Annotated in this window: 11 protein-coding genes; 3 read left to right on the top strand and 8 right to left on the bottom strand. The window is 72.5% G+C overall.

The window, feature by feature from the left end:
* Positions 1–27 precede the first annotated feature (27 nt).
* On the top strand, positions 28–1,356 hold the full coding sequence (locus SCNRRL3882_RS10020) for a class I SAM-dependent RNA methyltransferase (RefSeq protein WP_040902592.1): 1,329 nt from the start codon (positions 28–30) through the stop codon (positions 1,354–1,356).
* Positions 1,357–2,181: 825 nt separating this feature from the next.
* On the opposite strand, the gene SCNRRL3882_RS10010 is transcribed toward SCNRRL3882_RS10020, so the two are convergent.
* The gene (locus SCNRRL3882_RS10010; RefSeq protein ID WP_029180834.1) at positions 2,182–3,066 is read right to left on the bottom strand and encodes a helix-turn-helix transcriptional regulator; all 885 of its coding nucleotides are present in this window, start codon (positions 3,064–3,066) and stop codon (positions 2,182–2,184) included.
* A gap of 104 nt (positions 3,067–3,170) precedes the next feature.
* Here SCNRRL3882_RS10010 and SCNRRL3882_RS10005 point away from each other — a divergent pair, with 104 nt between their 5' ends.
* Positions 3,171–4,694 carry an MFS transporter gene (locus SCNRRL3882_RS10005; protein WP_010035066.1) on the top strand — a complete coding sequence of 508 codons (1,524 nt, stop codon included), beginning with the start codon at positions 3,171–3,173 and terminating at the stop codon, positions 4,692–4,694.
* Between the two features lie 689 nt (positions 4,695–5,383).
* Complete coding sequence (locus SCNRRL3882_RS10000) at positions 5,384–6,067, top strand: phosphatase PAP2 family protein (protein WP_010035071.1); 684 nt, start codon at positions 5,384–5,386, stop codon at positions 6,065–6,067.
* A gap of 42 nt (positions 6,068–6,109) precedes the next feature.
* Here the strand turns inward: SCNRRL3882_RS10000 and SCNRRL3882_RS09995 are convergent, their stop codons facing one another.
* Genes SCNRRL3882_RS09995 through SCNRRL3882_RS09965 form a run of 7 tightly spaced genes read right to left on the bottom strand, consistent with a single transcriptional unit; the run spans position 6,110 to position 13,800 of the window.
* Positions 6,110–7,453: a glutamate-1-semialdehyde 2,1-aminomutase gene (locus tag SCNRRL3882_RS09995; protein WP_010035074.1), complete on the bottom strand. Its 1,344-nt coding sequence runs from the start codon at positions 7,451–7,453 to the stop codon at positions 6,110–6,112.
* Between the two features lie 7 nt (positions 7,454–7,460).
* On the bottom strand, positions 7,461–8,012 hold the full coding sequence (locus SCNRRL3882_RS09990; RefSeq protein WP_010035075.1) for a dTDP-4-dehydrorhamnose 3,5-epimerase family protein: 552 nt from the start codon (positions 8,010–8,012) through the stop codon (positions 7,461–7,463).
* Entirely contained in the window at positions 8,009–9,235 is a 1,227-nt protein-coding gene (locus SCNRRL3882_RS09985) for a polysaccharide pyruvyl transferase family protein (RefSeq protein ID WP_050810172.1), read from the bottom strand. Before SCNRRL3882_RS09985 ends, SCNRRL3882_RS09990 begins: the two co-directional genes overlap by 4 nt.
* A complete protein-coding gene (locus tag SCNRRL3882_RS09980; RefSeq protein WP_010035077.1) occupies positions 9,232–10,179 on the bottom strand; it encodes a glycosyltransferase family 2 protein in 948 nt (315 codons plus the stop codon). The genes SCNRRL3882_RS09985 and SCNRRL3882_RS09980 overlap by 4 nt, the downstream gene beginning before the upstream one ends.
* Positions 10,176–11,474, bottom strand: a complete 1,299-nt coding sequence (locus SCNRRL3882_RS09975; RefSeq protein ID WP_010035079.1) for a membrane protein — start codon at positions 11,472–11,474, stop codon at positions 10,176–10,178. Before SCNRRL3882_RS09975 ends, SCNRRL3882_RS09980 begins: the two co-directional genes overlap by 4 nt.
* 5 nt (positions 11,475–11,479) lie before the next feature.
* Complete coding sequence (locus tag SCNRRL3882_RS09970; RefSeq protein WP_050810179.1) at positions 11,480–12,778, bottom strand: DUF4910 domain-containing protein; 1,299 nt, start codon at positions 12,776–12,778, stop codon at positions 11,480–11,482.
* Positions 12,775–13,800, bottom strand: coding sequence for an NAD-dependent epimerase/dehydratase family protein (locus SCNRRL3882_RS09965; protein WP_010035085.1), 1,026 nt, complete (start codon positions 13,798–13,800; stop codon positions 12,775–12,777). Before SCNRRL3882_RS09965 ends, SCNRRL3882_RS09970 begins: the two co-directional genes overlap by 4 nt.
* Positions 13,801–13,803 lie beyond the last annotated feature (3 nt).

The raw sequence follows: 13,803 nt of genomic DNA, 5'->3' as shown, positions 1-13,803 counted from the left end.
CCCTTACGTTTTTGGAGTCACCCCACCATGCAGGCAGAACCGAGGAAGTCGCTGGTGGGAGAGGAGTACGAGGTCGAGATCGGCCCCGTCGCCCACGGCGGCCACTGCATCGCCCGTACCTCGGAGGGCCAGGTGTTGTTCGTCCGGCACGCGCTGCCCGGTGAGCGGGTCGTGGCCAGGGTGACGGAGGGCGAGGAGGGCGCCCGGTTCCTGCGCGCGGACGCGGTGCAGGTGCTGGACGCCTCCAAGGACCGGATCGACGTGCCCTGCCCGTTCGCCGGCCCCGGCCGCTGCGGCGGCTGCGACTGGCAGCACGCCAAGCCGGGCGCGCAGCGGCGCCTGAAGGCCGACGTCATCGCCGAGCAGCTCCAGCACCTCGCCGGGCTCACCCCGGAGGAGGCCGGCTGGGACGGCACGGTGATGCCCGCCGAGGGCGACAAGGTGCCCGCCGGCCAGGTCCCGTCCTGGCGCACCCGCGTCCAGTACGCGGTCACGGCCGACGGCCGCGCGGGCCTGCGCCGGCACCGCTCCCACGAGGTGGAGCCGATCGACCACTGCATGATCGCCGCGGAGGGGGTCAGCGAGCTGGGCATCGAGAAGCGGGTCTGGACCGGCATGGACTCCGTCGAGGCGATCGCGGCGACGGGCTCGCAGGACCGCCAGGTGATCCTCACGCCGAAGCCGGGCGCGCGCCTCCCGCTGGTCGAACTCGACCGCCCGGTGTCGGTGCTGCGCGTGGACGAGCGCTCCGGCGGCGTCCACCGCGTCCACGGCCGCCCCTTCGTCCGCGAGCGCGCGGACGGCCGGACCCACCGCGTGGGCAACGGCGGCTTCTGGCAGGTCCACCCGCGGGCGGCCGACACCCTGGTGACGGCCGTCATGCAGGGCCTCCTGCCCCGCAAGGGCGACATGGCCCTCGACCTCTACTGCGGCGTCGGCCTCTTCGCGGGCGCCCTCGCCGACCGGGTCGGCGAGCAGGGCGCGGTCCTCGGCATCGAGTCCGGCAAGCGGGCGGTGGAGGACGCGCGGCACAACCTCGCCGAGTTCGACCGCGTCCGCATCGAGCAGGGCAAGGTCGAGAGCGTGCTGCCGCGGACGGGGATCACGGAGGTCGACCTCATCGTCCTGGACCCGCCGCGGGCCGGGGCGGGGCGGAAGACGGTGGAACATCTGGCTTCGCTCGGGGCTCGGCGGATCGCGTATGTGGCGTGTGACCCGGCGGCGTTGGCGCGGGACTTGGGGTACTTCCGGGACGGCGGGTATCGGGTGCGGACGCTGCGGGCGTTCGATCTGTTTCCGATGACGCATCATGTGGAGTGCGTGGCGATTCTGGAGCCTGCGACGAAGGGTTCCTGACCCGCGGCTTTCTACGGTGTGGAGCACCTCTTCGGCTCGCGAAGGCTGTCCGACCTGGCGTTCCTGCGGTGGCTGTCGAATCGACGTGATCGTCTTTGAGTATCTCGGCCCGGACGGCGACAGCCGTCTTGACGCTCGGATGACGCTCTGATGAGGCGTCACCCCAGGGGCGGCGGCCGTACGGGCTGTTCTGCCGATGTTGTCGCGAGGAGTCCCGCGCGGGCTGCCGGGCACGATGCGGTGCGCCCACGATCAAGGGCAACAGCGGGACATCCCGCAAGGTTCTGGCGCGAAGCCACGTCGCCGAGCACGTCCTTCAGTTCGCCGAACCGGGCAACTGGTCACGGCAGCGTGTTCCGTCCCGGAGAGTGGCTGCGCGGTCGACGCGGAGCTGGACAGAGGGGCTGAAGGGCAAGGGAGACGGCGCGGCGGGGCCGACGCACGCGGAGCTGTTCTGGCGGGACCTGCTCGGCGATGGAGATGGAGGCGGCCACGGCGGTGCGGGGGTCGGTACGCGCGAACGACGCGCTCAGTGCCAGTGGCTGACTCCGCTGACCGCGAACGTGTCGAGTCCCTCGGCGTCGGCTGTTGCGACCAACTGGTCGGCCGACTCGTAGACTTGAAGGGAGCCCGGACAGGATGGCGAGGATCCGACCGCTCTCGGCGCGCTGGACGGGGTGACCCGGGCGCTGCGCGGGCCGGGCCGAGTGGGCCGTGCAGGCCCGCGAGGAGCTGCGTTTCCGGGCGCGGGGCATCGCGGTGGAGCGTCGACTGCCTCGACGCCCTCGCGGGCGTCCCCCAGGAGGAGCAGGAGCGCGGGCGGTCTCAGCGCTGCTCGGCCCGTACGGTCGTCGACTCCGGCTCGTCACCCCAGCCGCTTTGCTGGTTCAGCAGACGCAAAGCGTCCGCGGAGGTCGCGTCGTTGGGGGTGTAGATCTCGACGCGGTGGTCGGGGCTGTCGGGCTGGAGCCACACCTGGTAGTCCACGCTCACCGCCCCGACGGTGGGGTGCTGCAGATGCATGGTCCCCGTCGTGCAGTCGGAGACGTCACCCGTCGCCCACATCGCGCCGAAGTCCGCGCTGTTCATGAGGAGTTCGCCGATCAGCCCGGCAAGCCGGGCGTCCGTGGGGTAGCGGCCGGCGGTGAGGCGCAGATAGGCGACGTGGACCTCGGCGAGCTCCGGCCAGTTGCGGTACATGCCGCGGCTGTGCGGGTCCAGGAAGAACATCCTGGGGATCGACGGGCGCTCCTGCGGATTTCGTGGCGCCTCAAAGGGGACGTGCTCGGCGATCAGCGCGTGCCCGGTGCGGTTCCACGCCAGGACGTCGCCGCGCCTGCCGAGCACCACCGCGGGCGTGGCCTCGCCCAGTGACTCCAGGAGGGTCAGTACACGCGGGTGGGGCTCCTCGCGGGGCGGTTCGCCCAAACGGGGCTTCACCGACTGCCGTGCGAGGTTGTGCAGATGGACGGTCTCCACCTGGTCGAGCCGGAGCACCCGGGCGAGCGCGTCGAGTACCTGCTCGGAGGCGGTCTCGGCCTGCCCCTGCTCCAGACGCGTGTAGTACCCCGCGCTCACTCCCGCGAGCTGGGCGAGCTCTTCCCGTCTGAGACCGGGGACCCGCCGGGAGGTGCCGTAGGTCAGCAGACCGATCTCAGCCGGAGTGACCCGGTCACGACGGCTCTTCAAAAACGCTCCGAGACTCTCCATGCACACGAGCGTAGGGCGCTCGCCCACTCCGTGGGTGTACCTGTCGGGTGTACCCACGCCACGGGGATGGCTGTCGGCCACGGCCGTGCCTGAGTGTCGGCGCCATGACACGACAGCACGCGAACAACGCCCCCGGACTGCGGGCCTGGCTCGGGCTCGCGGTGGTCCTCGGCCCGGTACTCCTCGTCTCCATGGACGGATCCATCCTGTTCCTGGCGATGCCCCGGATCAGCCAGGCCCTCTCGCCCACCGCCGACCAGGCGCTGTGGATCCTGGACAGCTACGGCTTCGCCGTCGGCTCCCTGCTGGTCGCCTTCGGCAGTCTCGGCGACCGCTACGGCCGGCTGAAGCTCTTGATGATCGGCGCGACCGTGTTCGGACTCGGCTCCGCCGGGGCCGCGTTCGCACCGACCCCCGAACTCCTCATCGCCTGCCGGGCGCTCATGGGCGTGGCCGGCGCGACCCTGCTGCCCTCGGCGCTGGCCGTACTGAGCGAGCTGTTCCCCGACCCCCGGCGCCGGGCCCAGGCCATCGGCATCTTCGCCGCGGCCTTCGCGGCCGGGTTCGCCATCGGCCCGGTCATCGGCGGCGCCCTCCTCGGCCAGTTCTGGTGGGGCTCGGTCTTCCTCGTCAACCTCCCCGTCATCGCCGTGTTCCTGGTGTTCGCGCCGGTCCTCCTCCGAGAGGTCCGGTCGGGCGGGACGGGCCGCGTCGACCCGCTCAGCGTCGTGACCTCCGCCGGGGGCCTGCTGCTCACGATCTACGGGATCAAGCACCTGGCCGCCGACGGGATCTCGGCCCTCCCGATCACCACGGTGATCGTCGGCATCGCCGTACTGACCTTCTTCGGCCTGCGCCAACGGCACCTCGACAACCCGCTGATCGACTTCTCCCTCTTCCGCGACCGCGTCTTCACCATCGCCGCCATCACGGGCCTGCTGCCCCTGGCCGCGTGGTCGGCGGCGGCGTACCTGTCCGGCATCTACCTCCAGTCCGTACTGAACCTGAGCGTCCTGCACGCGGCGCTCCTCGCCCTCCCGGGCGCGGCGGCCCTCACCGTCTCCTGCATCGTCACACCGGCCGTCGTCGAACGCATCGGCAAGCGGGCCGCGCTCCTCATCTGCCACTTCTCCATCGCGGGCGGCCTGTTGCTGCTGCTCCCCACCACGGTCACCGGCGGGATCGGCTGGTACATCGCCTCGACCGTGGTCGCCGGAACGGGATACGGGATCTCCTTCGCCGTCGTCGCGGACACCGCGGTCGGCGCGGTCCCCGCGGAGCGGGCGGGCTCGGCCGGCGCGATCGCCGAGACCAGCAACGAGATCGGCAACGCCCTCGGCATCGCTATCCTCGGCTCGCTCGCCGCGCTGCTCTTCCGCCTCCAGGGCCCGGACCTCGCCCCCACCCTCGACGAGACCCTCACGCTGCCCTCTCTGCTCCCATCGGTGATCCAGGACGCGAAGTCCGCGTTCGTCACCGGCCTGCACGTCGTCGTGGTCGCGGCGAGCCTTCTGCACGCCGCCCTCGGAACGGCCGCCCTGCGCTGGCTACCCAAGTCGGCGCCGCAGGAGCAGACCACCGAGGTCCACGAGGAGCCCGCGGAGCAGTTCATGGCGAGCAAGCCGTAACGGGACGGGGCTGATGAGAGGGGCTGACGGTGCGTCGCCGCCGGCAGGCCGGCCACATCCGGTTCGGAAGACCCGGTTGCGTCAGCAGGGCCGCCACGTGCGTCTTGACATCGGCGAGCGGAACGGCGGGACGGACAACCGCGGCATCGGCCCAGCCGACGGGGATGGGGGCGTGGGCTCTCACCCGGGGGCCGCAGGGGATGGCGGATCCGGCAAGGGGAGGCACGGACACCGGAAGGAACCCGGACCGGGGGGCGAGGCAAAACCACTCGCACGCCGGGACCGGTCACGGTAATCCCGGGCCAGCGGGTGGCACCGGGCCCGCCGAGGAGGCGGGCCCGGGCGGTGACAGTCGGATGCGACGGAACAGCCGGCCCCCAGCCGGCACACGGGGTCAGCGTCCTTCGCCTACACCTGCCGCTGATCCCGCAAGGGGAATGGGCATAGGCTCGACGCGTGTTGCCACGCGGACTGTCCGACGGTGGTGTGCCGCGATCGGATCGTTGGGGACGATCCCGGGCCATGTCGGCGGCCTCGACGGGAGGGGGAGGTGCAGCGCGGGTGGGCGGACAGTTGGCCCTTGGTGCGAAACGCCGTATCGGCGGGCCCTTGGAGCAGGGGGCCTGCTACCGGTCACGGCCGACAACGGCAGGGCGACCTACCGCAGGCCGGCCGGACGCGGTGGGCGTGTGACCGGCCGGTCGGCGGCCGCCGTGCTGCCCCGATCGCTGCGCCCGTGGCTCGGGCTGATGGCGGCTCTCGCCGCGCTGGTGGTCGTCGTGCTCGGCGTCCGGTATGCCGACGACAGCGAGCCCGGCGGGGTGGACGCGCGGATCTGGGCGGCGGTGGACGGTGTGGGGCCGTCGTGGCGGCACGTCGCTCTGGCCACGGACTTCCTGGGTGAGCCCGTGGGAGCGGCGACGCTGGTCGTGGTCACCGTGACGGGCTGCCTGCTGCTTCGGCGTCCTCGCGCGGCGGTGCTGGTCGTTGCCGGCGCCGGCGTGGCCGTGGGAACGGCGACGCTGCTCAAGTCCCTGGTGGGACGCACCATCCACGGCGACGGCAACTTGTCCTACCCGAGCGGGCACACCGCCTTCCTCACCGCGTTCGCCCTCGTGGTGGCGCTGCTCGCGACCGGCCGGCTCGGCCTCGGCAGGACGGCCGGCACGTCACTCGTGTTCGCCGCGGCGCTGGTGGCCGGCGCCGCCATGGGCTGGGCGCAGGTCGCCCTGGGGGCGCACTACCCGACCGACGTCCTCGGCGGCTGGTGCACCGCGCTGGCGGTGGTCCCGGCCACCGCGTGGCTGGTCGACCGGATGGCCGACCGGCTGGTCGACCGGATGGCCGACGCCGGTCGGCGGGAGCGTCGCTGACGTCGTCACGTCACGTCACGTCAGGTCCCGTCACGCCCGACGTCACGCCGTGCGGCGGAATACCGGTTTCACCGGCCGTCCGGCCAGCCAGGGTGTGGGGTCACCGGCGTCCAGTGCCTTCCGGTACACCGCACATGCCTGGGCCACCACGTCGACGGTGTGATCGATGTCGGCGTCGCTGAGCGCGCTGCTCACCACGAACGACGGGGCCAGCACCCCGCCCCCGAGGAGCCGGCGCAGGAACAGGGTGCGGTACCGCTGCGACGGCTGCCCCTTCTCGTCGAGGGTGGCGAAGACCAGGTTGCTGGGCCGGCCCCGGACGACGACGTGGTCACCGACGCCCATGCTCGCCGCGGCGTCGCGGACACCGGCGGCCAACCGCTCGCCGAGGGCGTGCAAGCGCGCGGTGATGCCCTCTTCGACGTAGGTGGTCTGCACGGCCATCGCGGCTGCCAGGGAGTGCGTTTCCGCACCGTGGGTGGTGGACAGCAGGAACACCCGGTCGCCGGGGTGACGCAGCCCGCCCCGCTCCATCAGCTCGCGGCGCCCGGCCAGGGCGGAGACGGCGAACCCGTTGCCCAGGGCCTTGCCGAACGTGGAGAGGTCGGGGACGACGCCGTACAGCCCCTGGGCGCCCGCCTCCGACCAGCGGAAGCCGGTGATCATCTCATCGAAGATCAGGACGCAGCCGTGCCGGTCGGCCAGTTCGCGCAGGCCTGCGAGGTACCCGGGCGGCGGCTCGGTGTGGGTGGCGGGTTCGAGGATCAGGCAGGCGATCTCGTCCTGGTACCGGGTGAGCAGTTCCTCCGTGGCGGCCAGGTCACCGTAGGGGAACGCCACGGTGAGGTCGGTGGTCGGCGCCGGGATGCCGGCGGACATCGGCGTGGTGGCGATGAACCAGTCGTCGGTGGAGAAGAACGGATGGTCGGCGCAGAGGGCCACCCGCGGGCGCCCGGTGGCGGCGCGGGCGAGGCGGACGGCGGCGGTGGTGGCGTCGGAGCCGTTCTTCGCGAACTTCACCATCTCGGCGGTCGGCACCGTGGCCAGGAAGCGTTCCGCGGCCTCGACCTCCACGATGGACGGCCGGACGAAGTTGCTGCCGCGGTCGAGTTCCCGCCGCACCGCCTCGATCACGCGCGGGTGGGCATGGCCGAGGCTGACCGACCGCAGGCCGGAGCCGTACTCGATGTAACGGTTGCCGTCGACGTCCCACACATGGGCACCGTGGCCGTGGCTGATGACCGGGGCGAGGTCCGCGGGGTACTGGTCGTCGCCCTTGGCGTAGGTGTGCGCGCCCCCGGGGACCATGGCGTGCAGCCGCTCGTTCGCTGTCCGCGACCGGGGGAGGGCGAACTCCTCGGTCCCTTCGGTGATTTCGGTGTCCACGCCGGCCTCACTTCTCTCTTTGCTTCAGGGCCTCGGCGAGGCTCGGCGCCTCCCGGTCCCGCTGGGACATCGATGTGACCGGCAGCGGCCAGGGGATCGCGAGCTCCGGGTCGTCGAAGGCGATCGTCACGTCCTCCGCCGGATCGTGCGGGCGGTCGATCCGGTACGAGGTGTCGGCGGTCTCGGTCAGCGCCTGGAAGCCGTGCGCGCACCCCGCCGGGATGTACAGGGTCACCTGCGTCTCGCCGGACAGCTCGAAGAAGGCCCGGCCCAGGTACGTCGGCGAGTCCGGCCGCAGGTCCACGACGACGTCGAAGATCCTCCCGTACGAGCAGCGCACCAGCTTGGCCTCGCCGGCGCCGGAGCGCAGGTGCAGGCCGCGCAGCACGCCCCCGACCGAGCGGGACAGGCTGTCCTGGACGAAGGCGTCCGGGTCGAGGCCCACCGAGCGGACGACGTCGGCGTCGAAGGTGCGGCAGAAGAAGCCGCGCTCGTCGGCGTACGGCGTCGGCTCGAACAGGTACGCGCCGGCGATCTCCGGGACTTCGGTCGCTTTCATGAAGCCTTCCGCAGGGTGTGGGGGTGGTCGGTCGTCGGGAACAGGGCCGTGGTCAACGCGGCGAACTGGTCCTCGAGTTGCTGTGCGGCGACCTGGTTCCGCTCCGTGAGGGTCTGCCGCAGGACCGCCGAGTGCTTCTCCAGGTCCCGGAACTGCTCGAGCAGCCGGTCGGCGTCGACCTCGCGTGCCGGGTGGCAGTAAGCGCCGAGGCCCATCCGGTCCATGAGCGCGTCGCTCTTCGCCGCATAGGTGACGGCGAGCGTCGGCGTCCCGGTCTTCAGCGCGCAGATCAGGTTGTGGTAGCGGATCGCCACCACGGTGTCGGCAGCCGCCATCTCCTTCATCAGGTCGGCCAGCGAGGCCGTCTCGGCAGCGGTGACCAGTGGTGAGTCCACCGCGTCGAGGATCGCGTCCACCACCGACGCGTCGCACTGGTCGCCGGTGAGCAACCGGACCGGCCTGCCGTCCTCGACCAGCGCCCGCACGAACCGGGTCGTCCCGTCGAGGTAGCGCCGGTGTATCTCGTCGGCCTGGGCGCGGTCGTCGTTGCCGCCGTGGAAGTCCATGACGCCGACGCAGACTTGGCCCGGCGGGCCCGAGGGCGCGCTCTTCGGCGGCGTGGGCGTCGGCAGGGCGAACGCCAGGTCCGGGTAGACCTCGTCGCGTGCGGTGTCCACACCCGTCGCCCGCATCGCGTCGCGGGACTGGGTGTCCCGGTACGACCGGTACGCGGCCAGCCGCGCCGACCAGCGCACCAGGGCCCGGGTCGGCCGGTCGCGGATCGGGGCGGCGCCGACGCCGACCAGCGCGACCCGGGTGCCGAGCATCCTGCCGCTCGCGCAGAGCAGGAACAGCGAGTACGGGAAGCCCCACGGCCGCAGCGGCAGCGTGGCCTCCAGGACGCCCATGCCCGGCACGATCACCACGTCGTGCCGGCGCACCCAGGCGGCGGTGCGGAAGACGTCGACGAGTTTGCCGAGCCCCTTCGACGCGACCGCGCCCACACGTGACGCGGTCCGGTACTCCGCGCGGTTCCAGTGCAGCCGTGTGGCGGGGATCCCGAACCGGGCCGTGACGGCCTCGGGCCCGCCGCACAGGGCGTCCACGACCGCGTCCGGGTGCTCGGCGCGCAGGTATCCGAGCACGGCCTCCAGCGAGCCGTCGTTGCCGAGGTTGCCGGAGCCGAGGAGGCCGAACACCCCCACACGTTTCCCGGGTTTCATGCCCGCCGCCCCTCACGGCCCGCGACGAGGGCGTCCACGGAGACGGTGAGCTTGGCAGGGTCGACCGGGGCGCGGTCCTCGACCCGCTCGCCGGCGCCCGGCCGGACCCGGCTGGTCATCCACGCGGCCAGGTGCCGGTAGCACGCGCGCCGGTCGGCCGCGGACAACGGCGCCCGCCGGATCGCGGAGGCGAAGCCCCAGACGTACTCGGCGAGCAGCCGGGGCGTCGGGTGCAGCAGGCCGGCCCGGCGCGGGTCCAGGTTGACGCACCGGGAGCGCTTGGACGGGTTCGCCCGCTCGGCGCGGGTGGGGTGGTCGCGGCGGAAGTACAGCAGCTCCGGAACCTGGTGGAAGGGCCCGTGCAGGACGATCTCGGCGACGAACGTGCGGTCCGCGTGGTGGTAGCTGTCGTGCGGCTTCACCCGGCGCAGCATGTCGGCACGCATCACCCCGTAGAAGTCGTCGCCCCCGGGCTCGAACAGGAAACTGCGGAAGCGCTCCGGCGCGTGCGGCGAGGCGGTGGCGAGCCCGTACTCGTACGGGACCTTGACCCGTCCTTCGCCGTCGATGACCGCCTGGTCGGAGTGCGCGAGGACCACGTCCGGCCGCTCGTCCAGCGCTTCCACGCAGCGCCGCAAAAGGTCCCGGGCGTAGAGGTCGTCGTGCGAGGCCCACTTGAACAGCTCGCCGCGGCACTCGGTGAACACGTAGTTGTGGTTCGGCGCGGCGCCGATGTTCCGGCGCAGCCGGAGGTACCGGATGCGTGAGTCCTGCGCCGCGTACTTGCGGCAGATGTCCTCGGTCCCGTCGGTCGAGGCGTTGTCGGAGATGACCAGTTCGAAGTCCTCGTAGGTCTGCCCGAGCAGGGCGTCGAGCGACTCGGCCAGGTACTCCTCGCCGTTGTACACGGGCAGGCCGATGCTCAGCCGGGGATGGGCGGTCATGACGTCCTCACTTCAGGGATGGGTTCTTTCAGGCGCTCGCTCAGGGCGGACCGCAACTGGAGCCACCACACGGCCGAGCCGGCGAGTGTCGCCGAGGCGACGCCCCAGGCCGAGCCGGCCGTGCCGGCGACGGCCGCCCCGCCGAGCCCACCGCCGACGTAACAGGCGGAGGCGAACAGCTGGCAGCGCAGGCTGCGCCGGGCCGCGCCGAGCGCGCGCAGTCCGGCCGCCGCGCCGGTGCCGAGGCCGGCGCCCGCGACGCCGAGGGTGACCGGCACGATGAGCTCCGCGGCGGAGTGCCAGACGCCGCCGAGGACCAGCTCGCCGAGCCGGTCCGGCACCAGCAGCAGCGCCCCGCCCCAGAGCAGCGCGGCGGCGGCCTGCCCGCCGCCCAGCAGCAGGCAGAACGAGCCGAGGCGGTGCGGGGCCTGCCGCAGCACCCGTGCCGCCTCCGGGACGGTGACCAGCGAAAGACCCATCAGCACGGCGAGGAACGGGCCGAGGAGGAGCTCGGCGCCCCGCACCGCACCCACCGCGCCGATCCCGACGATCGCGCCGAGCCCGTACGCCCGCAGTTGGCTCGCGCCGCTGAGGCTGACGTTCTCGACCAGGTACCGGTAGCCGAGGTCGCGCTGCTCGCGAAGCCAGCCGCGCGCCTCGGTCACCCGGGGCCGGATGCCGGACTGGACGTAGCCGTACCCCGCCGCCACCGTGGCGGACGCGCCCCAGGCGAGCACGAAAGCGGCCACGCTGCCCACGCGGGCCGCCACGATCATGGCCGGGACGAGCGCGACGCCCCACACGACGTCGTTGACGAACGCCTTCCGCCCGGTGCCGGCGGCGAAGAACGAGAACCGCCAGGCGTCCTGCAGCAACAGCCCCGGCAGCATGACGCCGAGGGCGGCGAACGCGGGCCCCACACGGCCGCCGAGAGCGAGCCCGGCCACCAGACACGCCGCGCCGATGGCCGCACCGACGCCGAGCGCGGTACCCGACGACCGGGCCACCGCCCCCCGCCAGGACGCGTCCGACACGCCGCTGAAGCGCACCACGAGCGGGTCGGTGGCCAGTCCGCGGGAGACGTTGAGCACCACGCCGTAGGTCACCCAGGCCAGGCTGAACACGCCGAACGCGGTCACCCCCAGCGAACGGGCCACGTAGATGCCCACCGCGAAGTTGCTCATGCTGGAGGCCGCCTGGTCGGCCAGTCCCCAGGACAGCCGCCCGGCGAGGGCCCGCCGGGCGGATCCGGCCGGCGGCGCCGTTGCCTGGGGATCCTCCCCCTCGGTGGTCATCGGCGTCATGCCTTGATCAGCCCGGCGCCGTGCAGGGCGCCGGCCGCGGTGGCGACGGTGTCGAACGGCAGCCCGGACCGCTCGGCGACGTCCAGCAGACTGTGCTCGCCGTCGGAGAGGTTGAGCACCCAGAGCATGGCCATCTGGGCCTGCCTGGTGTCGCTGCGGCCGCCGAGCGCGTCGTACAACCCACGTCGGCCCAGCTGCGGTTCACCGTAGGGGCTGAGGTTGAGGTACCGCCGGTTGCAGTCCAGGACGGCGAACGCCTCGCGGCAGACGGCGAGCGTGTCCGCCATCGCCTCGGGGGAGACGAAGTCCAGGTTGTCCGCCGAGGTGTGGTACTCGGGATAGCCCGCGTACGGGGTCCGGGTGAGCGAGCCCACGCCCAGATTGAACCCGGGCGAGCAGAACTGCCGCTCGTCGTAGCCGTACGGAGTGAACTCGACGACGCGGTGCGGGCGTTCGGAGGCGGACAGCACGTGCCGCATCACCCGGTCGATCTCCGCGTCGCCGCGCCTGCTCTGCTTGTACGTCAGGTGCCCCGGGTCGCCGGCGCAGGCCAGCACCAGCCCGTGCTTGACCCGGTCCACCCGCTCCGCGTTGCGCGCCAGCCAGGTGATCGCCCCGATGGTGCCGGGCGCGAAGATGAACCGGTAGGTGTAGTACGGGGTCTGCTCCGCCAGCGCCCGGGCCAGGAACGTCGCCACCGCGACACCGGCCATGTTGTCGTTGGCCAGCGACGGGTGGCAGACGTGGCAGGAGACGATCACCTCGTCGGCGACCTGCCCCGGGACCACGTGCTCGGCGTAGGTGAGGTGGCCGTCGGCGAGCGTGGAGTCGATGCGCACCTCGTACTCGCCGTCCGGCATCGCGTCCAGGGTCTCCTGGGCCAGGCAGAACCCCCACTCCGGCTTGTAGTAACTCGTGCGGTACGGCACCCAGGACGGGTGGTCCGGCAGGGTGTGCAGGTGCGCGCGCAGCTCGGCCAGCGGCATGGTCGCCGACACCGGCACGCTGTAGCCGAGCACGTGCAGGCTGGACGCGGCGAAGTCGACGATCCGGTGGCCGGTGGCGTCGGCGATGTACGCGTCCCGGATGTTCCACTCCTGCGGCACCGTCCAGTCGAGCACCTGGGTCCCGGTCGGCACCTCATGCACCTGCAGAGGGATGTACTCGCCGACGATGTCCAGGGTGGCGCGCACCCCGTCGCCGGTGATGCTGCGGCACAGCGGGTACAGCCGCTCGACCAGCGCGTACATCTCGTCGCCGGTCGAGGTCGTCGGCTGTGCGCCGGCCGCGGTCATCCGCGCCACCGCAGGGTGTCGTCGACGGTGCCGGCGTCGGACGCCGCGCGCAGCACGGCGAGGCGGGTGAAGCGGCGGTCGAAGTCCTCCTGGGTCAGCCCGTGTGTGCGGTAGGCGTCGGCGAGGTCGAGGGCGCCCTGCTTCACCGTCCACTCGCAGTCGAAGCCGGGGATCGCGGCGCGGAACCGCGAGAAGTCCACCCGGTACGACCGCGGATCGGCACCGGTCTCCCCGGTGATGACCACCTTCGAGCCGGGCACCGCCTCGGCGACCTGCTCGGCGATCTCGGCGACCGTGACGTTGTTGGTCTCACTGCCGATGTTGAACGCCCGGTCGTGCACCGCTTCCCGCGGCGCGCTCAGCGCGGCCGTGAAGGCCCGAGCGATGTCGATGGCGTGCACCAGCGGGCGCCAGGGCGTGCCGTCCGACATCACCAGCACCTGGCCGGACAACAGCGTGTGGCCCACCAGGTTGTTCAGCACGATGTCGGCGCGCAGCCGGGGGGAGTAGCCGAAGGCGGTGGCGTTGCGCATGTACACCGGAGTGAAGTCGCCGTCGGCCAGCGCGTGCAGGTCGTCCTCCACCCGCACCTTGGACTCCGCGTACGGCGTCACCGGACGCAGCGGGGCGTCCTCGCCCACCAGGTCGTCGCCGCCGGCGGCGCCGTAGACCGAGCACGTCGACGCGTACAGGAAGCGCCGCACTCCGGCGTCGCGGGCCAGCCGGGCCAGGCGCACGGACGCGTGGTGGTTGATGTCGTAGGTGAGTTCCGGCGCCAGCGACCCCAGCGGGTCGTTGGACAGCGCGGCCAGGTGGACCACGGCGTCGACCCCGGCCACGTGGTCGGCCGTGACGTCGCGCAGGTCCACCCGGTGCCCCTGCGGGTCGGCGGGCGTCGGGCCCAGGACGCAGTCGGCGAACAGGCCGGAGTCGAGGCCGACGACCTCGTGTCCGGCGGCGGCGAGGACCGGGGCCATGACGGTTCCCAGATATCCCTGGTGTCCGGTCAGCAGTACGCGCATGGT

Origin of the sequence: Streptomyces chartreusis NRRL 3882 (assembly GCF_900236475.1) — a bacterium.
Classification (GTDB): domain Bacteria; phylum Actinomycetota; class Actinomycetes; order Streptomycetales; family Streptomycetaceae; genus Streptomyces; species Streptomyces chartreusis_D.
Note: the sequence above shows the minus strand (reverse complement) of the source record. Positions and strands in the feature narration are given on the sequence as shown.

What these genes read in the sequence shown, in the direction of transcription:
- SCNRRL3882_RS10020 (WP_040902592.1), top strand. Translation starts at nt 28, where the DNA reads ATGCAGGCAGAACCGAGGAAGTCGCTGGTGGGAGAGGAGTACGAGGTC.
- SCNRRL3882_RS09975 (WP_010035079.1), bottom strand. Translation starts at nt 11,474, where the DNA reads ATGACCACCGAGGGGGAGGATCCCCAGGCAACGGCGCCGCCGGCCGGA.
- SCNRRL3882_RS10005 (WP_010035066.1), top strand. Translation starts at nt 3,171, where the DNA reads ATGACACGACAGCACGCGAACAACGCCCCCGGACTGCGGGCCTGGCTC.
- SCNRRL3882_RS09980 (WP_010035077.1), bottom strand. Translation starts at nt 10,179, where the DNA reads ATGACCGCCCATCCCCGGCTGAGCATCGGCCTGCCCGTGTACAACGGC.
- SCNRRL3882_RS09965 (WP_010035085.1), bottom strand. Translation starts at nt 13,800, where the DNA reads ATGCGCGTACTGCTGACCGGACACCAGGGATATCTGGGAACCGTCATG.
- SCNRRL3882_RS09990 (WP_010035075.1), bottom strand. Translation starts at nt 8,012, where the DNA reads ATGAAAGCGACCGAAGTCCCGGAGATCGCCGGCGCGTACCTGTTCGAG.
- SCNRRL3882_RS10010 (WP_029180834.1), bottom strand. Translation starts at nt 3,066, where the DNA reads ATGGAGAGTCTCGGAGCGTTTTTGAAGAGCCGTCGTGACCGGGTCACT.
- SCNRRL3882_RS09970 (WP_050810179.1), bottom strand. Translation starts at nt 12,778, where the DNA reads ATGACCGCGGCCGGCGCACAGCCGACGACCTCGACCGGCGACGAGATG.
- SCNRRL3882_RS09985 (WP_050810172.1), bottom strand. Translation starts at nt 9,235, where the DNA reads ATGAAACCCGGGAAACGTGTGGGGGTGTTCGGCCTCCTCGGCTCCGGC.